The 24,392-nt window shown below is 71.5% G+C and carries 18 protein-coding genes; 4 read left to right on the top strand and 14 right to left on the bottom strand.

All coding sequences use genetic code 11. The annotated features are described in order from the left end of the window. Positions 1-83 precede the first annotated feature (83 nt). The 3 genes from BR98_RS18760 to BR98_RS18750 form a co-directional block, all read right to left on the bottom strand. Entirely contained in the window at positions 84-1,244 is a 1,161-nt protein-coding gene (locus tag BR98_RS18760; protein WP_035846169.1) for a sensor histidine kinase, read from the bottom strand. 30 nt (positions 1,245-1,274) lie between these two features. Further along, positions 1,275-1,760 (bottom strand): CcdC protein domain-containing protein, encoded by a 486-nt coding sequence (locus BR98_RS18755; RefSeq protein ID WP_051969917.1) that lies wholly within the window; start codon positions 1,758-1,760, stop codon positions 1,275-1,277. 178 nt (positions 1,761-1,938) lie between these two features. Further along, positions 1,939-4,050 carry a DNA gyrase/topoisomerase IV subunit B gene (locus BR98_RS18750; protein ID WP_035846167.1) on the bottom strand — a complete coding sequence of 704 codons (2,112 nt, stop codon included), beginning with the start codon at positions 4,048-4,050 and terminating at the stop codon, positions 1,939-1,941. 508 nt (positions 4,051-4,558) lie between these two features. On the opposite strand from BR98_RS18750, the gene BR98_RS18745 reads away from it, so the two are divergent. After that, positions 4,559-4,789 (top strand): DUF7455 domain-containing protein, encoded by a 231-nt coding sequence (locus tag BR98_RS18745; RefSeq protein WP_035846165.1) that lies wholly within the window; start codon positions 4,559-4,561, stop codon positions 4,787-4,789. A gap of 116 nt (positions 4,790-4,905) precedes the next feature. Here the strand turns inward: BR98_RS18745 and BR98_RS18740 are convergent, their stop codons facing one another. The 7 genes from BR98_RS18740 to BR98_RS18710 form a co-directional block, all read right to left on the bottom strand. Then, positions 4,906-5,787: a S1 family peptidase gene (locus BR98_RS18740; protein WP_083976722.1), complete on the bottom strand. Its 882-nt coding sequence runs from the start codon at positions 5,785-5,787 to the stop codon at positions 4,906-4,908. Positions 5,788-6,007: 220 nt separating this feature from the next. Then, the gene (locus BR98_RS18735; RefSeq protein WP_035846163.1) at positions 6,008-7,636 is read right to left on the bottom strand and encodes an RNA polymerase sigma factor; all 1,629 of its coding nucleotides are present in this window, start codon (positions 7,634-7,636) and stop codon (positions 6,008-6,010) included. Between the two features lie 390 nt (positions 7,637-8,026). Continuing rightward, positions 8,027-8,959, bottom strand: a complete 933-nt coding sequence (locus tag BR98_RS18730; protein ID WP_035846161.1) for a FadR/GntR family transcriptional regulator — start codon at positions 8,957-8,959, stop codon at positions 8,027-8,029. Between the two features lie 110 nt (positions 8,960-9,069). Then, positions 9,070-9,870: a hypothetical protein gene (locus BR98_RS18725; RefSeq protein WP_035846159.1), complete on the bottom strand. Its 801-nt coding sequence runs from the start codon at positions 9,868-9,870 to the stop codon at positions 9,070-9,072. A 4-nt stretch (positions 9,871-9,874) separates the two neighbouring features. Then, positions 9,875-11,158, bottom strand: coding sequence for an ATP-binding cassette domain-containing protein (locus BR98_RS42050; RefSeq protein WP_051969916.1), 1,284 nt, complete (start codon positions 11,156-11,158; stop codon positions 9,875-9,877). 347 nt (positions 11,159-11,505) lie between these two features. Next, entirely contained in the window at positions 11,506-12,249 is a 744-nt protein-coding gene (locus BR98_RS18715) for an NUDIX hydrolase (RefSeq protein WP_035846157.1), read from the bottom strand. A gap of 287 nt (positions 12,250-12,536) precedes the next feature. Continuing rightward, positions 12,537-14,669, bottom strand: coding sequence for an amylo-alpha-1,6-glucosidase (locus tag BR98_RS18710; protein WP_324606680.1), 2,133 nt, complete (start codon positions 14,667-14,669; stop codon positions 12,537-12,539). 510 nt (positions 14,670-15,179) lie between these two features. Here BR98_RS18710 and BR98_RS18705 point away from each other — a divergent pair. Next, positions 15,180-16,493, top strand: coding sequence for an alpha/beta fold hydrolase (locus tag BR98_RS18705; RefSeq protein ID WP_035846155.1), 1,314 nt, complete (start codon positions 15,180-15,182; stop codon positions 16,491-16,493). A 460-nt stretch (positions 16,494-16,953) separates the two neighbouring features. Here the strand turns inward: BR98_RS18705 and BR98_RS18700 are convergent, their stop codons facing one another. Then, positions 16,954-18,552: a DUF4192 domain-containing protein gene (locus BR98_RS18700; protein ID WP_051969914.1), complete on the bottom strand. Its 1,599-nt coding sequence runs from the start codon at positions 18,550-18,552 to the stop codon at positions 16,954-16,956. Between the two features lie 160 nt (positions 18,553-18,712). On the opposite strand from BR98_RS18700, the gene BR98_RS18695 reads away from it, so the two are divergent. Together BR98_RS18695 and BR98_RS18690 are read left to right on the top strand one after the other, a co-directional pair. Further along, entirely contained in the window at positions 18,713-20,923 is a 2,211-nt protein-coding gene (locus BR98_RS18695; RefSeq protein ID WP_083976720.1) for a RecQ family ATP-dependent DNA helicase, read from the top strand. A 232-nt stretch (positions 20,924-21,155) separates the two neighbouring features. Next, positions 21,156-21,803, top strand: coding sequence for a hypothetical protein (locus tag BR98_RS18690; protein WP_051969913.1), 648 nt, complete (start codon positions 21,156-21,158; stop codon positions 21,801-21,803). 141 nt (positions 21,804-21,944) lie between these two features. On the opposite strand, the gene BR98_RS36425 is transcribed toward BR98_RS18690, so the two are convergent. The 3 genes from BR98_RS36425 to BR98_RS18675 all read right to left on the bottom strand — a co-directional run bounded on the left by BR98_RS36425 (position 21,945) and on the right by BR98_RS18675 (position 24,210). Then, positions 21,945-22,529 (bottom strand): hypothetical protein, encoded by a 585-nt coding sequence (locus BR98_RS36425; RefSeq protein ID WP_051971116.1) that lies wholly within the window; start codon positions 22,527-22,529, stop codon positions 21,945-21,947. Positions 22,530-22,781: 252 nt separating this feature from the next. Continuing rightward, the gene (locus tag BR98_RS18680) at positions 22,782-23,474 is read right to left on the bottom strand and encodes a ribonuclease HII (protein ID WP_035846153.1); all 693 of its coding nucleotides are present in this window, start codon (positions 23,472-23,474) and stop codon (positions 22,782-22,784) included. Between the two features lie 100 nt (positions 23,475-23,574). After that, a complete protein-coding gene (locus BR98_RS18675) occupies positions 23,575-24,210 on the bottom strand; it encodes a TetR/AcrR family transcriptional regulator (RefSeq protein WP_035846151.1) in 636 nt (211 codons plus the stop codon). Positions 24,211-24,392 lie beyond the last annotated feature (182 nt).

Raw genomic sequence — 24,392 nt, 5'->3', positions numbered from 1 at the left:
TGGTTCCGCTGGGGTCTGCTGGGTTCCGGTGGGTTGCGCTGAGCCTTGCCGCTGCGCCCACCCGGTCCCGCCGACCCCTGCCGTCAGACGGGCAACCGCAGGAGGACCAGCCAGCCGTCACCGTCCGGTCCGGCTCGCAGGCTTCCTCCCAGGAGTTCGGCCCGCTCACGCATCCCCAACAGACCGTACCCGCTGCCGCTGCCGGCCAACTCGGCCGACACCTGAGCAGTCCCTGCTGCCGTGTTGCGGATCTCCAACTCCACCTCCGTGGTCAGATAACGCAGTTCCACCGTGCACACGGCCCGAGGAGCGTGCTTGCGGACGTTGGTCAGGGCCTCCTGGGCCGTCCTGCGCACCGCCAGGCCCACCTCGGCACCGAGCGGACGCGGTGTACCGGTAACGGTCAGTGGGACCTGCTCGCGCTCGGTCAGGTCGAGCAGGAACTCGCCGACTGCGGTGAACTCGCCGCGCAGGGCGGAGAGCGCCTGCTTGGTCTCCTTGAGTCCGTCCTGGGCCATTCGACGGGCTGCCACCACCCTTTCCCTGACCTGACCCCGATCGGCCCCGCTGTCCAGCATCAGGCGGGCGGCTTCCAGGTGGACCAACTGGGCGGAGAGGCTGTGGGCGAGCACGTCGTGGATCTCCCGGGCGATCCTGGCCCGCTCCGCGAGGGCCGCGCTCTCCGCCTCGGCCGCCCGGGCAGCCCGCTCCTGCTGGAGCAACCGTTGTGCGGTGCCCCGTGCCTCCGAGTCCAGGCGTACCAGGTATCCCAGGAAGACGAGCCCCACCACCGTGGCGATCAGCGCCAGGTAGCTGTCACCACTGACCACCGCGTAGGAGACCAGCGCCCCCGCGCAGACCGGCACCGCGGCCACCAGCGGAAGTCGGATGAGGGCGAGGACGGCGAGGGCGCACCAGATGACGTTCGCCAGCATGACGGCGCCTGTGTGGTGCACGATCGGCGCGAGGAGCAGCAGTTGGGCGACAGCGGCCAGGGCCCAGCTGATCTGGTGCCGACGCGTGGTTCGGAAGAGCAGTTGGACGAGCACTGCGGTGGCCGCAAGGCCCAGGGCCGAGACCACTGCGGCCCCGCCGGTGAACCGGCTGCTGGTGACGGTTCCCAGGACCACCGTCAGCAACAGGGCGAGTCGACCGGCGAACGAGAGCACAAGGCCGGGCCGGGAGCGCTGCTCGCGGGTCAGTGCCTCCCGCGAGGGCCAGCGCGTCCAGGTCTCCAACTGCACGAGCGATCCTTCCACGATGGTGACGGTGCCTCAGGCCACCGCGCGCAGGGAGTGCGGGGCGTCCAGTGCGCGGGCCCTCCAGTTCACCACGACACCACGAGTGAGCAGCAGCACGCCGAGGGTGAGCAGCAGCGCGTTCGAGCTCTGGTGGATGTGGAGTGCGGAGCCGAGCCCGTACAGGCCGACCCGCATGGCTATCAGTCCGGCCCAGGCGGCGACGGTCGCGGCGGTTCCCTTGGCCCAGATGCTTCCGTCCCTCTCGTGCCAGAGCCTGACCGTCCAGCCCCAGACCGATCCCATGGCCAGCACGACCACGACCGAGCCGGCCAGCAGCGCGATCGCCGCGGTCTTGTGCGCCGGATCGATCAGATGCGGATCGCGCAGGGCCAGGGCTCCGAGGATCAGCGGCAGCAGCCAGAAGCGGCGCTCGGTGTCGATCTTCCGCGCCTGGAACTGACGGCGCGCGATGAGCGCGACCACCGCGAGGATGACGAGGATGTTGACAAGGCCGACCATTGGTCTGCTCCGTCCCGACTGGAGGGGTTCCCTGCTGGAGGGGTTTCTGACAGCTACGACGCTACGGATTCCGCTGCGCCCGCTGATCGGCTCCAGGGTTGATTCAACGCCGAGGGGGCTCTCCACCCGTGGGTGGAGAGCCCCCTCGCCCTGCTCAGCCGGCCGGTCCGGCCCGCACTCAGGCGTCGATGCGCGACCGGTCCAGGGTGGCGGCGGAGTCCACGATGAACTCCTTGCGCGGCGCCACGTCGTTGCCCATCAGCAGGTCGAAGGTCCTCTCAGCGGCCTCCAGGTCGGCCAGGTTGATCCGGCGCAGGATCCGGTAGCGCGGGTCCATGGTGGTCTCGGCCAGCTGGTCGGCGTCCATCTCGCCCAGCCCCTTGTACCGCTGGACCGGCTCCTTCCAGCGCAGGCCCTTGGCCTGGAACTCCAGCAGGGTGCGGCGCAGCTCCCCGTCGGAGTAGGTGTAGTGGTACTTCTCCTGGCCGCGCTTGGGGTTGGTGAGCTCGATCCGGTGCAGCGGCGGGACGGCGGCGAAGACCCGGCCCTGCTCGATCATCGGCCGCATGTAGCGCTGAAAGAGCGTCAGCAGCAGGGTGCGGATGTGCGAGCCGTCGACATCGGCGTCGGCCATGAAGATCACCCGACCGTAGCGGGCCTGGTCGATGTCGAAGGTCCGCCCCGAGCCGGCTCCTATCACCTGGATGATCGCCGCGCACTCGGCGTTCTTCAGCATGTCCGAGACCGAGGCCTTCTGGACGTTGAGGATCTTGCCGCGGATCGGCAGCAGCGCCTGGAACTCGGAGTTGCGGGCCAGCTTGGCGGTGCCGAGCGCCGAGTCGCCCTCGACGATGAACAGTTCGCTGCGCTCGACGTCGTCGCTGCGGCAGTCGGCCAGCTTGGCGGGCAGCGAGGAGGTCTCCAGCGCGGTCTTGCGACGCTGCGCCTCCTTGTGCTGGCGCGCGGCGACCCGGGTGCGGGCAGCCGCGACGACCTTCTCCAGGACGGCCCGGGCCTGCAGCTTCTCGTCCTTCTTGCTCGAGGTCAGGAAGGCCTTGAGCTCACGGGCGACCACCGCGGCCACGATCCGGTTGGCAGCCGAGGTGCCGAGCACCTCCTTGGTCTGCCCCTCGAACTGCGGCTCGGCCAGCCGGACGGTGACCACCGCAGTGAGGCCCTCGGTCGCGTCGTCCTTGGTGATGTCGTCCTCGGCCACCCGCAGCAGCTTGGCGGCGCGCAGCGCCTCGTTGACGGTCTTGGCCAGTGAGCGCTCGAAGCCGGTGACGTGGGTGCCGCCCTTGGGGGTGGCGATGATGTTCACGAACGAGCGCAGCGTGGTGTCGTAGCCGGCGCCCCAGCGCAGCGCGATGTCCACGCCGAGCTCGCGGGTGACCTCGGTGGGGGTCATGTGGCCGAGCTCGTCCAGGACCGGGACGGTCTCCTTGAAGGTGCCCTCGCCACGCAGCCGCAGCACGTCGCAGACCGGCTTGTCGGGCGCCAGGAACTCGCAGAACTCGCCGATGCCACCGTCGAAGCGGAAGGTGGACTCCTCGATCTGCTCGCTCTCCGTGCGCCGTTCGTCACGGACCACGATGGTCAGCCCGGGGACCAGGAAGGCGGTCTGCCGGGCCCGGCTGTGCAGGTTCTCCAGGGAGAGCTTGGCCTCCTTGAGGAAGATCTGCCGGTCGGCCCAGTAGCGGATCCGGGTGCCGGTACGGGTCTTGGGTACCTTGCGGGTCTTGGTGAGCCCGCTGGCCGGGTCGAAGGGCGCGTCCGGGCTCAGTTCGGTGAACAGGCCCGGGGTACCGCGCCGGAAGCTGATCGCGTGGGTGTGGCCGCTACGGTCCACCTCGACGTCCAGCCGGGCGGAGAGCGCGTTCACCACCGAGGCGCCGACACCGTGCAGACCGCCGGATGCCGCGTAGGAGCCGCCGCCGAACTTGCCGCCGGCGTGCAGCTTGGTCATCACGACCTCAACGCCCGACAGGCCGGTCTTGGGCTCCACGTCCACCGGGATGCCGCGGCCGTTGTCCCGCACCTCGACCGAGCCGTCGTCGTGCAGCAGCACGTCGATTCGGTCACAGTACCCGCCGAGCGCCTCGTCCACCGCGTTGTCGATGATCTCCCAGAGGCAGTGCATCAGGCCTCGGCTGTCGGTCGAGCCGATGTACATGCCGGGCCGCTTGCGGACCGCCTCGAGCCCCTCCAGGACGAGCAGATGCCGAGCGGTGTAGTTGGATCCGTCTTCCGCGGCACGAAGGGCGGGCGACACGGTCGTTTCGGCACTCACGCGGTGCACTCCTCCAATGAGACTCTGACTCGATCCGGCGGCGTTTCGTCGGACGCACCCCTCGGGTGGCGCCCCGCTCCGCGCACATCCGCCCACTGCATGTTCCGCCCCGACTCTGCGGCTTGTACGCGCTGCGCGAACACGGATCCCGTCCGGTTCGCCCCGCGGAAGCGCCATCTTGCCCACGTCCGACGGATCCTGGCGGACCGTCGAGCCGTTCGCGAGCGCTGGAGCTGCCGAGATGCAGGCTACCGGGTGCTCGAGGCGGGGCTTATGCTCCAACCCAATAGGGGATTATGCTACGCCCACCCTCGGACAACAGTTCGAAGGCGCGTTCGAGTGATAGACAGGTCGCGGATTCCGGCACGCATGAACCACCGGCGCCCGGGGCACGTCCTCATCAACACAGCAGAATCCTCAAAGAAGAAAAGCCACGAGCGGGAACGTTTTCGGCCTGGTTGGATGTTGACCCTGGTACGACAGCTCGTCGAGCTAGAGAAGAGGCGACGTGACTACTGTTCTGACACCTGCGAGCCCGCTCACCGCGGCTGACCGCTGCGACCGCTGCGGCGCCCAGGCATACCTGCGCGTCGTACTGGCCAGTGGCGGAGAGCTGCTGTTCTGCGCCCACCACGGGCGGAAGTTCGAGCCGGAGCTCAAGAAGATCGCCGTGGAAATACAGGACGAGAGCGGTCGTCTCGCCACCACGACGGCCTCGGCCACCAACGACGAGCGCTGAGACTTCGACGCTCCCCTTGACGTGCTGAGGTCGGCCCTTGCGGGCCGGCCACCGGGCGACAGGCTGCAGAGCCTGTCGCCCGGCGTCATATTCCGGCGCTGAACGTAACCACCCGGTCACAGCTGGGCGTTGACCGCGTCCGCGACGGCTGCCAGCCGGGTGTAGACGCCCGGATGCCTGGCCTCCGCACAGCCGGTCCCCCAGGAGACCAGGCCGACAAGTCGGCCGTTCACCACCAACGGGCCACCGCTGTCGCCCTGGCAGGCGTCCTTGCCGCCGTGTGCTTCTCCCGCGCAGACCATCCCGCGCGCGTCGAACGCGCCATCGGGACCACCCGGGTAGTCGCGTGCGCACACTGCGTCAGCCACCATGGGCACGTCGACGCCGTGCAGCGTATTGGCGTACGAGCCGCGGCCGGTGGTGTCACCCCAGCCGTAGACCTGCGCCGGCGTACCCGCGGCATACGGCGCCATGTCGCCCTGCCTGACCAGGGGCAGCAGCTCACGCCCGTCCTGCGGGGACTGCAGCGTGAGGACCGCCACATCCTGCATGTTCTGGTCGAACGAGTACTGCGGGTGGATCCAGACATCGGTGACCGGCACCTCGACGCCGGCCCGACTCGTCAGATCGGTCCGCCCCACCACCACCGTCAGCCCCGGCCGTTCGGTCGAGTGGCCCTCGCGCTCGTCGTAGAAGCAGTGCGCGGCCGTGACCACCTTGGTGGGCGTCACCAGTGCACCACCGCAGAACTGGCCCGAGCGCGAATCCCCGAACTGTGCCCGACTGGCGACCGCCACCATCCACGGACGCTGGACCGTACTGTCCGCCCAGCCGCCCACGATCCGGCGATCGGCCTGGGCGGGAGACGAGCCGAGTGAGACCAGCGCGGTCGGGAGCACGGCCAGCAGAACCAGCGCTGCTGCCCGCCGGCGTCCACCGGGAAGCAGGCGGGCGACCCGGCCGATGCCGCAGTCGGACGGAACGGACGAGATGGACATCACAGGCACTCCGAGCGGTTCGACAGCGGGCAACCGCCACAGCGTAGTCAGAATCTCACCCTGAGTTCCCGTCAGAGGCCGGGCAAACACTCGGACGAGGGACCCGGCACGCCGCCGGATGACGAGGCAGACCTTGCGGAAACGCCGCAGGGCCCGGAGCAGCGAACTGCTCCGGGCCCTGCGGTTGGCGGCGGACCGTCGTCCGATCCGCCCAGATCTGTCAGTCCAGGTAGTCGCGCAGCACCTGGGAACGCGACGGGTGACGCAGCTTGGACATGGTCTTCGACTCGATCTGGCGGATGCGCTCACGGGTGACCCCGTACACCTTGCCGATCTCGTCGAGCGTCTTCGGCTGACCGTCCGTCAGGCCGAAGCGCATCGAGACCACGCCGGCCTCGCGCTCGCTGAGGGTGTCGAGCACCGAGTGCAGCTGCTCCTGGAGCAGGGTGAAGGAGACCGCGTCGGCCGGGACGACCGCCTCGGAGTCCTCGATCAGGTCACCGAACTCGCTGTCGCCGTCCTCGCCAAGCGGAGTGTGCAGCGAGATCGGCTCGCGGCCGTACTTCTGGACCTCGATGACCTTCTCAGGGGTCATGTCGAGCTCCTTGGCCAGCTCCTCCGGGGTGGGCTCGCGGCCCAGGTCCTGGAGCATCTGGCGCTGGACGCGGGCGAGCTTGTTGATGACCTCGACCATGTGCACCGGGATACGGATGGTGCGGGCCTGGTCGGCCATCGCGCGGGTGATCGCCTGACGGATCCACCAGGTCGCGTAGGTGGAGAACTTGTAGCCCTTGGTGTAGTCGAACTTCTCGACCGCACGGATCAGGCCCAGGTTGCCCTCCTGGATCAGGTCCAGGAAGAGCATGCCGCGACCGGTGTAACGCTTCGCCAGCGAGACCACCAGGCGGAGGTTGGCCTCCAGTAGGTGGTTCTTGGCCCGGCGGCCGTCCTCGGCGATGATCTCCAGCTCGCGCTTGAGCTTGGGGGCGAGCTTGTCGGCCTGGCTCAGCTTGTCCTCGGCGAACAGGCCGGCCTCGATCCGCTTGGCGAGCTCGACCTCCTGCTCGGCGTTGAGCAGCGGAACCTTGCCGATCTGCTTCAGGTAGTCCTTGACCGGGTCGGCGGTGGCACCGGCCACGGCGACCTGCTGGGCCGGCGCGTCGTCCTCGTCGTCGTCGGAGAGGACGAAGCCCTCCGACTCCTCCTCGGGCTCGCCCTCGGTCTCAGTCTTGGCACCCGGCAGGGCAACGTCCTCGAGCAGCTCCTCCTCGCCGAGCAGCTCCTCGTCGCCCTTCTCCGACTTACCGGCCGCGGTCTTCTTCGCTGCGGTCTTCTTGGCGGGGGCGGCGGCCTTCTTGGCCACGGCCTTCTTGGCGGGGGCGGCGGCCTTCTTGGCCACGGCCGACGTCGACTCGATGTCCACCGGCTCGTCCAGCGAGGCCTCCACGGTGACCGATGTGACAGAGGTGACCGAGGCCACTGCGGCCGGCGCGACAGTCGCGGCGGGCGCGATCCGCACCGGCGGCTTGGTGGGGGCGGCCGGGGTTCGCGTGGTGACCGCCTTGGTGGCGGTGCGCTTGGTGGGGCTCTTGGCAGCGACGCTCTTGCGCTTGGCGGCGGACGGCTCGGCCGCGCTGACCATCAGGTCCACCCCTTCCTCAATCAGCACCTGGTTGAGGCTGCGCATGACGTTCTTCCACTTGGTGACCGGGATCTGGTCCGCCTCGAATGCCTGACGCACGTCGTCACCGGCGATCTGCCCCTGGGCCTTGCCCCGCTCGATGAGCGCCAGCAGGGCCGCGGACTCTGCGATCTCGGGGGGGAGCGAACGGGATGTGCTGGCCGACACGAACAACCTCTCGGACGAAGAGTGGACTCGAACCCGTACCGGACCGCCCGAGAGGGCGAGGAAGGAGCACGTGCCACAGGGCACGTGGAGGTTCCGACCGGCTCGGACTTGAGGACTGGGTTTGCAGGACGCTGGGTTTGTGGGACGGCAGCAGCGCCGCAGACCAACACAGCATTCTGACATGGCGCGGTATTCCGGAGCTGCTTCCGCTCCGTACACATCGCTGCCGCTCCTCAAGTGTTACGCATGCCGCTCGTGGCACAGGTCACACGCCTCCCCGACGGCCGTCCCGGCCCTCGCAGCGGCGGGCCCTCCGGGTGGGTCGCGACGAGTCAGGCGCGGACCTCCGGAGGGCTCTGCTCATGTCCAGCGGTTCCGTGGTCGGCCCGCTCAGTGCTCGCGGGGGGCGGGCACTGAGTGTTCGACGTCCGGGTGCGCGGTGAGCAGCGTACGCATGGCCACCTCGGCGGCGGTGCCATCGCCGGCTCCGATCGCGTCGACCAGCCGGCTGTGCACGCTCACCGAGCTGTCCGAGGGCCGCTCGCAGGCGGTCGCCGGACCGCCGCTGACCTGCAGCGCGCCGCCCACGATGCCGGACAGGTGCTCCAGCATCCGGTTGCCGGCCATCTGCAGGACCAGCGCGTGCAGCTCGGCGTCGGCCCGCGAGAAGGTGATCAGGTCGCCCTGCGCCGCGGCGTGGCTCATGATCTCGGTCATCTCGGCCAGGCGCTGCTGGATGTCCTCGCGCCCGTGGCCGGCGGCCAGCCGGGCGGCCAGCGGCTCGATCGCCCAGCGCATCTCGAACAGCTCACGGCGCTGCTCCTCACGCTGCGGGCCGAAGGCGCGCCACTCGATGATGTCGGGGTCCAGCAGGTTCCAGTCCCCCACCGGGCGGACCCGGGTGCCGACGTTCGGGCGGGCGCTGACCAGGCCCTTGGCCTCCAGCACCCGCAGTGACTCGCGCACCACGGTGCGGGAGACCTCGAAGCGCTGGCCGATCTCCTCCGGGACCAGCGGGCGGTCCGCGCCCAGGTCACCGGAGACGATCATCTGGCCGAGCTGCTGTACCAGCTGTCCGTGCAGTCCACGGCCCCGGCTGCTGGTGGTCTTGCGGCCGACCCGGGCGAGATCACTCTCCGCCCCCTCCCATCGGGGGATGGGTGGAGTCGGCCGATCGGCGTAGGAGAAACGGTCGAGCTCGGCAGCGCCGGGAGCGGGGGCCTCGGCGGTGCGGGCGACGGTCATGGCGGGGTGCGCAAGGGTACTCACACGTCCTTTGTCGGCGATCGGCGCGCGCGGCTTGAGGATTCTCGTGAAAAGCACACGAAAGGGTGATCGCCCGCAGCCGGACCATTGACTTCTTATCAGGGTGAAACACCCATATCGACCATGGGGTTGTGATGAACTGTACGACTGGGCAAGGAGCGTGGCCGTCAGAACGACCGACGGCGGAGCTGGACCAGCAGACAGACCGCCAGCAGCAGGACGGCGGGCAGCAGCAAGGCGTCGAGTGCCTGCACCAGGAAGGCCGGTACGGTCCCGCCTAGCGCTGACGGTCCGTCAGATCCAGCCCAACCGGCCCCCCTGGCCCAGTCCGTCGCGGTCCGGCCGATTGCTCGCAGACGCGTCGGCACGGGTGCTGCGGCCGCCAGGTCGACCAGCATCGGCAGTGCGCAGAGCAGTAGGAACCCGGCTGCCGCACTGCGGGTCAGCGCGGCAGCCAGCACCCCGGTCCACCCGGCGGCGACCATCAGCGCGGCGAAGCTGAGCAGTAGTGGAAGCGGGCGGTGGTCGGCGTGGAGCAGCGCCGAGGCGAGGAGCCGGGCCGCTGAACCGCTCGGCGCCCACACCAGACGGAGCGTCAGGGCGTTCGCCAGCAGCGATGCCACCGCGAACAGCGCCGCCACGGCGCCCACCACCGCGAGCTTGGCGAGCAGCAGGCGCAGCCGGACGCCGTAGCGGACCTGGGCGGCAGCGAGGCCGGGGTAACGGACCTCATGGGCCGAGGCGAGCGTGCCGAGCAGGCCTGCAGCCAGGACGGCGAGCGGTACGGGCACCAGCGGCATCGTTGCCGTGACCAGTCGGACGGCGTCCGGAACGGCCGACGCCGCTGCGGCGGCCCGTCGGGCGAGCACGGCGGTCACGGCGACCTGGGCCAGCAGGGCGCTGGCCAGGATCAGCCAGCTCGATCGCAGACCCAGCAGTCGGCGTCCTTCGTAGGCGAGTACGCGCACGGGGTCACCCGTTCCAGTGGTCGGGCCCGGTCAGGGGCTGCGGGGTGAACTCAGCGGAGACCGAGACCGGTGTGCTGAGGGGAGCGTGGTCGGGTGCGTCGTTGAGGGCGTCATGGGCGGTGAGGGCGTTTTGGGCGCCTACAGCGTCGAGGGCGTTTTGGGCTTCGTTGAGGGCAGCGGCGCTGACGGGGGCGGGGACCGAGGCGCCGGCTGGCACGCGGGCGGAGGTATCGCTTGTGGCGGGGGCGGTGACGCGGGCCAGCCGGACGGTCGGTGGGGCTTCGGGAGCGACTCCGGCCGGCGCCGCCACTGAGGCGGTCGGCGGCCTGAGCCGCTCGCCCACGGTGATCGGCGACACCCGTCGTACCTGGACGGCGGGGGCGGCTCCCGCTCGCACTCCGGACGGCCTGGGCGCACGCGGTGCGGGCTGCTCGACCAGGCGGTCGGCCAGCTCGTGCAGCAGGATGCCGTTGCGATAGGCGAACTCACCGATCTCGGTGCGGCCAAGACCGCTGACCGCGATTCCGGCGCCGTCGTCCTGGCGGACCTGCGCTCCATGGGCCAGCAGGAGATCCGCGAGGCGAGCCATCTGCGGACCTCGGACCGCGACTTCGGGGCGCAGTCGGGTGCGCCGGAACTCGGAGACCGACTGGTCGGCGACCAGCTGCCCGCCGTCCAAGGTCAGCACCCGGTCGGCGAGCAGCGCAGCCTCCTGCGGACTGCGGGTGGTGACCAGCACCGAACCGCCACCGGCCGGAAACGCCTGGATGAAGGCGTGAAGCCACTCAGCATTGCGGGGTGACAGGCCGTCGGTGGGAGCGTCGAGCAGCAGCGTGCTCGGATCCCCGAGCAGCGCGGCCGCGAGCGCGAGGCGACGGGTCATCCCCGGGGAGAAGGACCGCAGCCGGTGGTCGGCGACGGTCGCCAGGCGGGTCTGCTCCAGGAGTTCGTCCGCGCGTCGCGAGGGGACGCCGACGGCCGCGGCGAGCATCCGGAGTTGGCCACGCGCGGTGCGCCCGGGGTTTCCGATGCGACGCTGCTCGCTCGGCAGCAGCACGCCCACCTCGTGTTCGGGCCGCCGCAGTCGGCGGTAGGTGCGACCGTCGAAGAGTGCGGCCCCCTCGCCTCGCTCCAACTCGAGCATGAGGCGTAGGGCGGTGGTCTTGCCCGCGTCCGCCGGACCCAGTAGGGCGGTGATCGAGCCCGGTCCGACGTCGAATCCGAGGTCGAGCAGGGCCGGGCGGTGGCCACGGCGGTAGACCTTGGTGAGTCCACTGGCCTGGATCATCACTGGCTGCTCCCACGTGCTCTGCTGCCCCTGGCGGCACGGCCGCTCCGGATTCAGCACCCTAGGACGAGCATCGGGAGATTTCGGGCATTGCTCGGGCAGAACGGGCCACTCGACAACCCGTCTCACCCGATCAGGGGACAGTCATGGGATCGGCGGTGCGACGGCCCTGACCCGGGCTCACCGGATGCCCTGCCACGGGGACCACCGAACGCTTCGTCGCGCGGCAGGCACGTCGATGTCCGTTCCAGGGCTCGGGACGGGCCTGCGACCAGGAGGCCAGGGCCTGCGATCGAGGGGCCCAGGGGCCGCGACCGGGGGCCTGCGGACCTGCTATCGACGCAGCGTCAGGACTCCGGGCGCAGCATCGGGGGGTTGAGCACAGTCGCCCCACCGGCGGTGAACAGCTGGGCGGGGCGCCCGCCCTGACGGGTCGTGGTCCCGCCCGACGGCACCAGGAACCCGGGCGTGCCCGTGACCTTGCGGTGGAAGTTGCGCGGATCGAGCACCACGCCCCAGACCGCCTCGTAGACCCGACGCAGCTCGCCGACGGTGAACTCCTCGGGGCAGAACGCGGTGGCCAGCGCGGAGTACTCGATCTTGGAACGGGCGCGCTCCACCCCGTCCGCCAGGATCAGCGCATGGTCGAAGGCGAGCGGGTCGCGATCCGCCGGGCCCGGACCGAGCAGCTCGCTGACCGGCGCCCAACGGGCTCCGCGAGCATCGCCCCCCGGTTTGGGGGTCGGCAGGTCGGGTGCCAGCGCCAGGTGGGCCACACTCACGACCCGCATGCGTGGGTCGCGCTGCGGGTGACCATAGGTGGCCAGCTGCTCAAGGTGGGCACCGGCCGCCGCCTGACCGGCCGTCGAGTGCGCGCGCAGACCGGTCTCCTCGGCCAGCTCACGGGAGGCCGCGTCACCGAGCCCCTCATCGGGCCGCACGAAGCCGCCGGGCAGTGCCCAGTACCCCTGGAACGGCGGCTCGCCCCGGCGCACCAGCAGCGCGCAGAGCTCATGCTCCCGGACCGTCAGCACCACCAGGTCGACCGTGACTGCGAACGGAGGAAAGGCCGACGGGTCATAGCGCGACATGCGGTCGATCATAGTCGTCTCTTTGACGATAAACACGAGGTCGGCGATACCGGGCCTGGGAGCCCGCCGCAGGAACGGCCAGGAGTCGAAGGTCCAGGTGCCTGGTCCAGGTGCCCGGTCCGGGTTGCGTGGTCCGGGTTGCCTGGTCCGGGTTGCCTGGTCCAGGTGCCTGGTCCGGGCAGCAAGGCCGCGCGACCCGCAGCAACCGCGCTGCTGACGCCCTGCGCCGCCGCACACTGCGCCGGACCCGGAGCGTGCGGAATGCACACCGCGCGGCTGACCAATCGTCAGTCCTTGCCGAGCAGAAGCTCCGGGGAGGCCTCCTCCACCACCGCGACGCCGATCCGACTGACCCGCACCGAGAACGGCTCCCCCGCCACCCGGAGACCGGACAGCTCGAGCTCACCCAGGGGTGTGGAGGTCACCGGGCGGACGACCACGCGCTTGGCCGGTGCGTCCGGCCGCACTCCGGCGAGTGCGAGGACCGCATGAGCGGCGCTCGCGGCGGAGCCGGCCGCGGGCCGACAAGCGGCAGGGTGCGGGACCGGCGGACAGTGCGGCATCCGCTGCTCCCCCGCGTACATCTCCGGCAATCGTCCGGCGAACTGCGCCGAGGCGTCCAGGAGGCCCTCCAGCAGCGCACCCGCCTCGCGCTCGAAGCCGGCCTCGGCCAGCCCGGTGACCGCCATGGCCGTCTCCTGGACACGGACCGCACCACTGCGGTGGCCGAGCGGGTTGAACCGGGGCGACTTGGCGCTGAGCGTCCGCAGACCCCAACCACAGTCCAGCTCGGGCGTGACCAGGCGCTGGGCCAGCAGCCGGGTCTGCTCGCGGTCCAGCAGACCCGGCAGCGAGGCGCCCGCCGCACCGAGACCGAGGTCGAAGAGGTGGACGAAGGAGGCCGTGACCGCGCTGACGGCCCGCCCCCCGGTGGTCAGGCCTGCCGCAGGCCGCCCGCCGGACAGGTCGTCGACCCAGAACTGCTCACGGAAGCGGAGACGCAGTTGCTCGGCCCACTCCCGCCACGCGCCCGCCCCGGGCCGACCGAACGCCTCCAGCAGGTCGGCGCCGTGCAGGGCGGCCCGGTGGGCCTGAGCCTGTACCTCGCAGCGCGCGGTGGGGGGTTGCCCCGGGCGGTCCTCGCCCAGGCGGCCGAGGTCGGTGACGAACCCGTCGAGGACGTCGGCCTCGACAGTGGCGCGCAGGGCACCGAGTGCGCGCTCGGCGACCGGCAGGAGATCCGCGACCTCCTGCTTGGGCAGCCCCCAGCGCCAGGCCTCCGCCAGCACGGTGACGAAGAGCAGCGTCGCCTCGGTCGCCGTGCAGGAGGGCGGCAGTTCTGGCCCGGCATGGCGCAGCGGGCCGGGGATGATCCCCTCGGCATGGGCACCACCGGCAGCCGGGGACTGCTGACGCCGTGCCAGGGCCCGCAGGGTTCCCGCCGCCAGTCGGGTGCCGAGTGGCAGGGTCAGTCGGGCCGCCCACAGAGCGTCAGCCGGGGTCAGCCCGAACCGCCATGGCGCGCCGGAGGCCGCGTAGAGGTCGCCCGGCCGGTCGGCGTCGGCCAGCAGCAAGCCACCGAGGGCGTCCAGCGATCGCCCGACGAGCAGTTCGGCCCGCGGGTCGTCACAGCGGATCCGCAGATCCGTCCAGGGGGCCGGGACACCTGCGCCGCGGCCGATCGGCGGGCGAACCGGCGCGGCGGTGAAGGGCTCCAACGCCACCTGCAGCTCCACCGCCCAGCGGGCGCCTGGCTGCAGCTCCAAATCCCAGCGGAGCACGCCGGCACCGGCCAGGACGGCGTGCGGCGAGGGGCGGGCGGTGACGATCGCGCTGTGGGTGCGGCTGGTCCACCGCAGGCCGGCGGACTGCACCTGCCCGGGGATCTCCGCAGGCCGCGCCCCGGCGCCGATCTCGGCGAGGTTCCCGAGATCAGTGCCAAGGGCGATCTCCAACGGCAGTCGGGCGGGACGGCTGCCCGCGTTGCGCACGGTGACGGTCTCCACTCCGTCCGCGTGGCGCAGCCGCTCGACGGTCAGCGCCGGGTCGGGATCGGGCTCACCGGGGATGCGCACGGCACCGAGGAAGCGGGCCTGGGCCGCTGAGGAGAGGTCACCCTGCAGGGCCAGTGGTTCGACCCCGCCCAGGCGGAGCTCCATGCGGCTCAGCATCCGCACGCCGGACCGGAAGAACCCGTGCAGCCCGTCGCCGCGCAGCTGACCGTCCGGGCCCGAGGCCGCCATGGCAGGGGCACTCACGCAGAGCACGTCGGTGTGGGTCGATGCGGGCAGTCGGCGGGCCTGGGCCGGCGGGCGGGCCGGACCACCCGGGTGGGCCTCGGGCCGTCCCGGCGAGGCCGGCCGGGAGCCACCGACCGTCGTGGCCGGGATCGCGGTCTGTGCTGGCCTGGGGGCCGTCACCGGACTCTCCTCCTGTCGGTTGGCAGTGTGCGCCCGGGGGCCACAGTTGCCGTGGATGGTCTCTATCGCGCACGGGCTCGGCCGTGCGCCTCCCGGTCGAGTACCGGGATCACGGTAGGCCAGGTCCGGATCGCCCGGCGCGGCTTTCCCCCAAGGACGGGGCCACCATCGGTGGCGAGCACGGTGGCGCCCCTCAGAGTGAACGCAACGCACGGGGCCCAGGTCACGCCCCGCCGCTCGATGGACCGGCTCGGGTGCACCCACTGGGGCAGGCGCGGCCACCGAGGGTGCCCGGTGCCACCGCGCCGGGCCTTGGGCCGCTTCGGGTGGACGGCGCCAGTGCCGCTCACTCGGCGCCAGGATACGGTGCCGAGGTGGCACCGCCCGCACCGGGAAGTGCCCAGGTCGGCGCCGGCGGAGATCCGCGACCAGCGCGGGCGACTCGCCCGGCTTCGGCGCAGCTGGAACAGCGCGGGCACCCGCCGCGCCGAGCACAGACCAAGGAGTCCCATGTCCGTCGTGATCCGACAGCCCGGCGTCGTCCTGACCGATCGCCACTTCCAGGTGCCCCTCGACCACGCGGCTCCGCAGGGTGAGCAGATCGAGGTCTACGCCCGTGAGGTGGTCGCGGTCGGCAAGGAGCGGGCGGATCTGCCGTGGCTGCTCTTCCTGCAGGGCGGTCCGGGCGGACGTGCGGCACGGCCGTTGGGCCGGGACAGCTGGCTGGACCGTGCGCTGGACGACTACCGGGTGCTCCTGCTCGACCAGCGCGGCACCGGGCGGTCGACTCCGGCGACCCGTCAGACCCTTCCACTGCGCGGCGGCGCGGCCGAGCAGGCCGAGTACCTCTCGCACTTCCGGGCCGACTCGATCGTCCGCGACGCTGAGCTGATCCGGCGTCAGCTGCTCGGGGAGCAGGGGCAGTGGAGCCTGCTCGGGCAGAGCTTCGGCGGCTTCTGCACCCTCACCTACCTGTCGCTGGCGCCCGAGGGGCTGCGCGAGGCACTCGTGACGGGCGGACTGGCCGGCCTGCGCAGCAGCGCGGCCGATGTGTACCGGGCCGCGTACCCGCGGGTGGCCCGCAAGAACGCGGCGCACTACACCCGTTACCCGCAGGATGTCGCGGCGGTGCGGCAGGTCGTGGAGCACTTGGCCGCGAGGCCCGCCCAGCTGCCGGGCGGTGGGCTGCTGACGGTCGAGGCGTTCCAGGCGCTCGGGCTGCTGCTCGGGTCCGGGAGCGGCTCGGACACCCTGCACTACCTGCTGGAGGATGCCTGGGTCCGTGGCGGTGCCGGGCTCGAGCTCTCCGACACCTTCCTCGCGGGTGCCCAGGCGAAGCTCTCCTTCGCCGACGGACCGCTCTACGCCGTGCTGCACGAGTCCATCTACGGCCAGCGGTCGGTGGACGCCGGGCCGACCGGTTGGGCCGCGGAGCAGGTCCGCAGCGAGTTCCCTGAGTTCGACGCCGCGCTGGCGCTGAAGGGGGACGGCCCGGTGCGTTTCACCGGCGAGATGATCTACCCGTGGATGTTCGAGACCGACCCCGCGCTGCGGCCGCTGCGTGAGACGGCGGAGCTGTTGGCCAGCCGCACGCAGTGGCCCGATCTGTACGCGCCGCAGGTACTCGCGGCGAACCAGGTACCGGTGGCCGCGGCCGTCTACCACGACGACATGTACGTCGACACCGCCGACTCGCTGGCGACCGCGGACGCGGTGCGGGGCCTGCGCACCTGGGTGACCAACGAGTGGGAGCACGACGGTTTGCGGGTCAGTGGGGGCCAGGTCCTGGACCGGCTGATCCGCATGGTTCGCGGCGAGCTGTAGCGGCCGGCGGCGGTACCACCGCGAGTTGGCGCGGTACCGAACCGGACGACCTCGGCGCAGGGCGCGCGAGCCCCGCGACGCGTGCGCCGGGCGGCGCTGCCAGGCCTGGCAGCGCATGCGGGGCAACGCCGGAGCCGGCGTCAGCCGGCGCGGTCGCTCGCTGTCGGTGCAGGCGCGCTGCGCCGGCCGGGGCCGGGAAGCGGGGCTCGCCTGGCGTCCGCCGGGCGGCTTCTGCGGCTTGTGGCGAGCACCGGCGCGCAGCCTGGGATGCGGCACGCTCGGCACCTCACCATGCGCACTCGACACCCCGGCCCCGCTAGGCACCTCGCCCTGGCTCGGCGCGGGCGAGGCCGGGTTGAGCGCAGTTCGCGGTGCCCGGGCCGGGCCGGGCGCGATTCGCAGCGCCCGGGCCAGCCACAGAGCATTCGCGACCCGGAGACGTTGGGCACGGATTTCCATGTCAGCTTCCGATCGTGGAGTCGTGGGTGTTCCGAGGAGTCCGGCGATTGGCTCGGCGGGTGAGCCGGGCGAAGCGGCCGGGGACCGGGGTCGTGCTCGGTGGCGCGGTGCGTCCGTCCGGCGGTGTCGGTGTACCTGCGTCGGGCTGCGGGGCCCGAGCAACCGGCGACTGCGGCGGCTGCGAACCGCCGCCACGGCGCTGAGGCGGAATCAGGTTCCTGTTCGCAGCGGAGTTCGGCCACGTCGGGGCGGGCGGCGGATCGGCGCTGTCATGAGCGCCGGGCGCCGGCCGAGCAGCGCTCTCGGGAGCCTGCGGCGCACGCCGCCCGCGCGCCCCTCGAGTGCGCGACCCGTTGCCGGGCGAGGCGGTTCTGGAGCGGGCAGCCGGCGGCTTCGGCGGTTCGACCGTGAAGGGTTCGGCCGATGGCGGGTCGTCAGGCAGGCTGGCCGAGGACTTGCCCCCGTCATCATCGGGCTGACCTGCGCCGCACTCGGCCTCCGCGGCTGCGCGTCGGGCACGCTCGGTCCGGATGATCTCGAGTAGTCCGTCCGGCGCCATGCCACCGTTCAAGGAGAGGTACAGCAGCTCGGCAAGCGTGTAGTCGGGGTCCAGGGAGAGTGCTTTGCCGAGCGCCACCCGGCTGGTAGCGATGTCCCCTGCCAGCCAGGCCGTCCACGCCAGCAGCGTCAGCGGGGCCTTCGCGTACTCCTCGTACGGGGCGACGCACCGCCGGATCAGGAACCGCCACAGCCGCTGGGCGCCGGCCAGCTCGTCCGCCTCGGCGTACTCGGCGCCTCGGTCGCGACCGACCCTGTCCTGCAGGCCGATGATCAGCCGGGCTGCCCGCTCGTCGTCGAGCTGCGGCGCCCCGGAGCGGAAGTCGACCATCGCCTGCTCGATCAGGGCGGTCGTGGCCTCCAGCACCCGCAGCGGGCCGTCCGGCTCGGCGAGCTCCTTGACCAGCCCGGTCATCTGGCGTTCCAGAGCCTGGCGCTGCGCATCGCTGCGCGGCGGGCCGACCGGGGTGAGAGCGGCGGCGATAGCCTTTCGGCTGCCGCGCGGAGCGAGCCCCGCGAAGGTGGCGGCAGCCACCACGGCACGTGTGTCCCGCCCGGTGTAGACCGGGACCCCCTCCGGGGTGCAGCAGGCCGGGTCGGAGCAGAGGAACGACCACCATCGGCCGGCGGAGACGCAGAGCGACTCCTTCACCGGCACATCGGCCTCGCGGAATGCCTGCAGCAGGCGGTCGGCCAGCGGGCGCAGGGCCGACACGATCGGCGGGCCGTCCGGTTCCGGATCGCGGCAGAGGTAGAGCAGCACCGCCTCCGGACGCCCGACACGCTGTTCGGAGAGCTCGACCAGCGTTTGGGCGATCTCGGCAGCGACGAGTGGCCAGTGCTGCGGGTCGTCGGGAATGTCGAGCCGGATCGCGCCGCCCTGCTGGAGCATCGGGCCGTGCAGACCGACGGCGACGATGCTGTCGTCCGGGTAGAACCCCAGCAGGTAGGGGAGCATGGCGGCCATGTCCGCCGGGCCGCGCATCCGCAGGAGCTGGTACTCGGAGGGGCGGCCGATGGGGGTGGGGTCGTTGCGAGTCATGGGGGAAGCATGGGATCGATCGCCATCAGCACGGCGAAATTCCGTTCAGGCTGTGGATAACCCCGCACCTGTGGACAACACGTTCTCGCGGTAGCCGAGTTGTCCACAGCCTGCGACGCTCGTTCGCCCGCTGTCGGTCGAGCAGGGTTACATAGAGGCCATGGACCAGCCGATCACCACCCCCGGCCCGTATCCCACCGCTGCCTTCGGCACCACTACCGTCGACCGCGCGGCCGTCCGCGAGCGCGCCGAAGCCGTCCTGCGGGAGCTCGCGGGAGCGACCGCCCAGCTGCGTGAGGACCAGTGGGTGGCCGTCGAAGCCCTGGTGGTCGACCGTCGCCGGGCACTCGTCGTCCAACGCACCGGCTGGGGCAAGTCGGCCGTCTACTTCATCGCCACCTCACTGCTGAGGTCGGCGGGTGCGGGCCCGACGGTGATCGTCTCCCCGCTCCTGGCCCTGATGCGCAATCAGGTGGACTCCGCTGCCCGGGCCGGAATCCACGCCCGCACGATCAACTCGGCCAACCCGCAGGAATGGGACGAGATCCAGGCCGAGATCGCGGTCGGGAAGGTGGACATCCTGCTGGTCAGCCCCGAACGGCTGAACAATCCCGACTTCCGTGATCAAGTGCTGCCCAAGCTTGCGGCCTCGACCGGTCTGCTCGTGGTCGACGAGGCGCACTGCATCTCCGACTGGGGCCACGACTTCCGGCCGGACTACCGTCGCCTGCGCACCATGCTCGCGGACCTCTCCCCCGGCGTCCCGGTGCTGGCCACCACCGCGACCGCCAACGCGCGAGTCACCGAGGATGTCGCCGAGCAGTTGGGCACCACTGGCGCCGATGGTCGCGCGCTGGTGCTGCGGGGCGCACTCGACCGGGAGAGTCTGAGCCTGGCCGTCCTCTCGCTGCCGGACCCGGCCCACCGCCTGGCCTGGCTCGCCGACCATCTGAACGAGCTGCCCGGCTCCGGCATCGTCTACACGCTGACGGTGGCCGCCGCCGAGGAGGTCACCGACTTCCTGCGCAGCCAGGGCTTCGCCGTCGCCTCGTACTCGGGGCGGACCGAGGATGCCGAGCGTCGCACCGCCGAGGCCGACCTGCTCGCCAACCGGGTCAAGGCCCTGGTGGCCACCTCAGCTCTGGGCATGGGATTCGACAAGCCCGATCTGGGCTTCGTCGTGCACCTCGGCTCGCCGGGCTCACCGATCGCCTACTACCAGCAAGTCGGCCGAGCCGGCCGTGGCGTGGACCGGGCCGAGGTGTTGTTGCTCCCCGGCCGGGAGGACGAAGCGATCTGGCGCTACTTCGCCTCCCTCGGCTTCCCGCCGGAGGAGCAGGTGCGCCGAACGATCGACGCGCTGGCCGAGGCGGGTCGGCCGCTCTCCACGGCCGCGCTGGAGACCCGGGTGGACCTGCGTCGAGCCCGGTTGGAGACGATGCTCAAGGTCCTCGACGTGGACGGCGCCGTTCGCCGGGTACGCGGTGGTTGGCTGGCCACCGGCGAGCCCTGGGCCTATGACGGCGAGCGCTACGCCAAGGTTGCCCGGGCCCGCTCGGACGAGCAGCAGGCCATGCGCGAATACGCCTCCGGCAGTGGCTGCCGAATGGAGTTCCTCCGTCGGCAGCTGGACGACGAGCAGGCGGCGCCGTGCGGGCGCTGCGATGTCTGCGCCGGCGCCCGACACGGCGAGGCGGTCTCCGCAAGCACGCTCGACGCCGCCCGCGCGGCGCTCGGCCGCCCCGGGGTGACGTTCGAACCGCGGCGGCTCTGGCCGACCGGCATGGAGGCACTGGGAGTCCCGCTGAAGGGCAAGATCCCGGCCGACGAGCAGGCCCAGACCGGCCGCGCGCTGGGGCGACTCTCGGACATCGGCTGGGGTGGCCGGCTTCGGACCATGCTCGCCGAGGGCGCGCCGGACCAGCCGGTCCCGCAGGACGTGCTGGACGCGCTGGTGACAGTGCTGGCCGACTGGGCCCGCGGTCCCGGCGGGTGGGCAGGGGTGACGCCGGAGACCAGCCGCCCGGTCGGTGTGGTCACCATGGCCTCGGCTTCGCGCCCGCAGCTCGTCGGCACGCTCGGTGCCCGGATCGCGGAGATCGGTCGGCTGCCCTTGCTCGGCCGGATCGAGTACATGGACGGCCAGCCGCCCTACGGTGCGCGGAGCAACAGCGCTCAACGGCTGAGATCGCTCGCCGGAGCGCTGGTTCTCCCGGCCGATCTGACGCACTCGCTGGCCACCGCCCCGGGACCGGTTCTCCTGGTGGACGATCTGGTCGACAGCGGCTGGACTGTCACGGTCGCCGCACGGCTGCTCCGCAGGGCAGGCGCCGAAGCAGTGTTGCCCCTGGTCCTGGCGGTACAGGCATGAGCCGGTGTGACGCCGGGCGTGACCCACCCGGGTGCAACACACCCGGCCAAGTCTGCGCCATCTGGGGAATAATTCCGGCAGATCAACGGTTTTCGGGCGCCATTCGTCATTTCATCGTTGCCGCTCGAGCCTTCTGACGTGAGAATTGCAGCGTACCCAGACGCCGGTCCTCAGGACCTGACTTCGGCGTACGCATGTGCCCGTACGTTGTGCGGGCAGGGGAAGGAGGACCATGCTCCACGGCATCGACCGCGGTCAGCTTGCCTCCGCCATGGGCCGGTCCATCGACCTGGAGAGCTGGTCGAGCGCGGGGGTGCCCCTGCTGCGCGACCCGCGCGAGCTGGTCACCGAGCTGCACCAGCGCCATCTGCCGCAGCCTGGCACCGGCGTGATCGCCGTGCTCGACACCGAGCATCGGGTGGTCGCCTCGGCGTCCGTCAGCTCCCGACCGCATGTCACCGACGGCTGGCAGCATCGAAACTCGCTTCTCACCCAGTTGCGCCGGGTGACCGCACACGACTTGCGACTCGCCACTCCTCGGAGAACCGCCGTGCTGCTGCACTGCCGTGACGGCAGCTCCGGCTGGACGGAGCAGGACGGTGCCTGGATGTGGGCGCTCCACGACGCGGCCTCACTGCACGGCCTGCGCTGCGGCGCCTTCATCGCGCTGACAGCCGCCGGCTGGCGGGTGTTCGGCGAGGAGCGGTCCGGCCGTACCCCGCACGCGGGATCCTGGTCCGAGCGTCCAGTGCGCACCGTCTCCGAGCTCCCGACCCGGCCGACGCCAAGTGTCCGCTCGGTGCCGGACTTGGCCCTCCCGAGCCGCGGGTGGACCGCTGCCGCGGCAAGTCCTGAGCCGATCCGCCAGGCAGCGCGCTGACCCGGCAGCCGCCCGCGTCGCCAGGCGGACGCTACGAGGCATGACGGCATGTCAGCAGCCGGCCGGGCCGGCAGGCGCGCCCATTCAGGCGCTCGGCCGGCCCGGCCGACGACACACACCAACCGGTTCAGCGGCTGCCGTTCAAGCCGGAACCGGCTGCCCTTCGAGCGTCGGCACACCGGTCAGTCCGCCCGTGGCGCCACACACCACGAGCAGCGAGACCGCATGGGTCCGAGCCTTCTCGGCCGCCAGCACGGCACTGCCCGCGTCGGCCGCGTCCACCACCAGGACCACCACGTCGCGGCGGGCCGGACGGGTCAGGGCCAGGTCGGCGTAGAACACGTCGGCGCCCTCGGCGAGCTGCGCCCAGTAGCGCTCCTCGCCGAAGGACAGCTCGTGCTGCTGCCAGGGGTGCGGCTGGTCAGCGGTCAGCACCAGGATGTCGCCGGGATTGCGGCCCGCCTCCAACAGCAGGTCCACCGCTTCGTCGGCCCGCTCCAACGCGTTCCCCGGCTGGGCCGGGACCAGTTGGACGGCCGGGCCGGCCGGAGCCGGCCGCGGTCCGGGCTTGGGGATCTGCCCGGGCCGCGCTCCGGGCCGGGGCGGACCAGGACGCGGCGCGGTCGGGCGCGGCGGACCGGGGCGGGGGCCGGGCACCGGAACGGCCGCCGCAGCGGCTCGGACCGAGCCGGTCGCGCCAGGCGTCCCGCCGGCAGCGCCGGACACCTGGACCGCGGTACTGGCAGGGGCCGCGTTGCCGGCGGCAGGGGTGCTGGGGGCGTGTGCGTCCGACTCGCGGGGGAAGGGAACGCCGGGGCCCGGGATACTCTCGTGAATCTCCGGCTCCTCGGGGAAGACAGGCATACCCGGATATCTATCAAATGCCGGTCGAATGCGCACGGGCGCCCCACCTGTTGGTCACTACGGCATCGACCCGGTCAGCGGAACGTGCTCCCGTCGAACGTTCCTGATGATCCTTCAGAAGCCGAGCGTGAGCTGTTCGTCGCCGTCCGCTGCGCCGACCGCCTCGCGGGAGCGCTTGAGGTGGCTCCACTGCGGCAACGCGTCCAGATAGGACCAGGAGAGCCGATGGTGCTCGGTCGGCCCGAACTCCTCCAGCGCCGCGCGGTGCACCGGCGAGGGGTAGCCCGCATTGTCCTCGAACCCGAAAGCCGGGAACTGCGGTGCCAGCTCGGCCATCTGGCCGTCCCGATGGACCTTGGCGAGAACCGAGGCCGCGGAGACGCAGACACAAGTCTGGTCACCCTTGATCACCGTACGGACCCGCCACGGCCCGCCGAGGTAGTTGTGCTTGCCGTCCAGGATGACCGCATCGGGAATGACCGGGAGTGCCTCCAGAGCGCGGATCGCGGCGAGCCGGAGGGCGGCGGTCATGCCGAGCTCGTCGCATTCGAGGGCGGAGGCCTCACCGAGTGCGTAGGCGGTGACCCAGCTGGCCAGGATCGGGGCGAGCTGCTCCCGGCGGCGCGGAGTGAGCAGCTTGGAGTCGGTCAGTCCCTCCGGCGGGCGTCGCAGTCCCGTCACGGCGGCGCCAACCGTCACCGGACCGGCCCAGGCACCGCGACCCACCTCGTCCAGTCCCACGACGACCGTCGCACCGGCTCGGCGCAGGGACCGCTCCACACTGTGGGTCGGCGGCTGGTACGGCATGACAGCGGATCCGTTTCGGCTGAGGCGGCCAGGGCAGAACGGCGCCCGCTCGCAGGCGGCACACGCTCACGCTCCCACCCTACGGCGGCCGACGGTCCGCTCAGCCCGCCGGCCGGACCAGCGGCAGCATGACCTCGTCGACCAGCTGGGCGCAGAACTCGGCCGTCACCGGAGCATCGCTGAACTTGTTCCGGTACAGCAGCAGCGCCAGCCCGACATCGGCGACCAACTCGGTCGCCGCACCGGGCCGGACATCGCCCCGCTGCTCACCGCGCCGCAGCACCGCCAGCGTGGCCCGCCGGGCCGGCTCCATGACCTGGCCCATCACGAAGTCCTTGACCAGCGCGCTGCGATCGTGGTCCAGCTCGGCCATCAGAGCCCGCATCGCGGCGCCGCCCGGGGAGTCCAGCGCAGCCTGGTAGGTGCCCATGAGCTGCATCAACTCGCTACGGACCGACCCGAGATCGGGGACGTCGGTGCGGGCTGGCAGAGTGGATGCCAGCGCGTCGAGGGCAAGCTCCAGCTTGGACGGCCAACGCCGGTACAGCGCTGCCTTCCCGGTCTGCGCCGCGCCGGCCACACCCTCCATCGTCATCCGCGCGAAGCCACCGGAGGTCAGCTGCTCCAGCGCGGCCTCGAAGATCGCCTGCTCCAGGGCCTTGCCGCGGCGACGGGCCGCGCCTGCGGCGGCCGGCCCCGGTTCAGCCGCCTCCGACCGAGCCGATGTCTGCTTCATCGTCACTCACCATCACCACTCGCCCTGAGAAAAAATTCGCGCAAGGAACGCTTGCGTTCACAATACTAGGGGCGCTATGGTTCCGTCATAGTGAACGACTACGTTCCTTATGAAGGTATCCGCTTGGACGGCTTGACCGGCCGTTCAGCCCGACCAACCAGCACGTCAGCGACACAATAGCC

Source organism: Kitasatospora azatica KCTC 9699, assembly GCF_000744785.1.
GTDB lineage: Bacteria > Actinomycetota > Actinomycetes > Streptomycetales > Streptomycetaceae > Kitasatospora > Kitasatospora azatica.
This window is presented reverse-complemented; position numbering and strand designations above follow the sequence as displayed.

Excerpts from the sequence above, each read along its gene's own strand:
- BR98_RS18755 (WP_051969917.1), bottom strand. The coding sequence starts at position 1,760 with ATGGTCGGCCTTGTCAACATCCTCGTCATCCTCGCGGTGGTCGCGCTC.
- BR98_RS18740 (WP_083976722.1), bottom strand. The coding sequence starts at position 5,787 with ATGTCCATCTCGTCCGTTCCGTCCGACTGCGGCATCGGCCGGGTCGCC.
- BR98_RS42050 (WP_051969916.1), bottom strand. The coding sequence starts at position 11,158 with ATGATCCAGGCCAGTGGACTCACCAAGGTCTACCGCCGTGGCCACCGC.
- BR98_RS18715 (WP_035846157.1), bottom strand. The coding sequence starts at position 12,249 with ATGTCGCGCTATGACCCGTCGGCCTTTCCTCCGTTCGCAGTCACGGTC.
- BR98_RS18705 (WP_035846155.1), top strand. The coding sequence starts at position 15,180 with ATGTCCGTCGTGATCCGACAGCCCGGCGTCGTCCTGACCGATCGCCAC.
- BR98_RS18700 (WP_051969914.1), bottom strand. The coding sequence starts at position 18,552 with ATGACTCGCAACGACCCCACCCCCATCGGCCGCCCCTCCGAGTACCAG.
- BR98_RS18695 (WP_083976720.1), top strand. The coding sequence starts at position 18,713 with ATGGACCAGCCGATCACCACCCCCGGCCCGTATCCCACCGCTGCCTTC.
- BR98_RS18690 (WP_051969913.1), top strand. The coding sequence starts at position 21,156 with ATGCTCCACGGCATCGACCGCGGTCAGCTTGCCTCCGCCATGGGCCGG.
- BR98_RS18680 (WP_035846153.1), bottom strand. The coding sequence starts at position 23,474 with ATGCCGTACCAGCCGCCGACCCACAGTGTGGAGCGGTCCCTGCGCCGA.
- BR98_RS18675 (WP_035846151.1), bottom strand. The coding sequence starts at position 24,210 with ATGAAGCAGACATCGGCTCGGTCGGAGGCGGCTGAACCGGGGCCGGCC.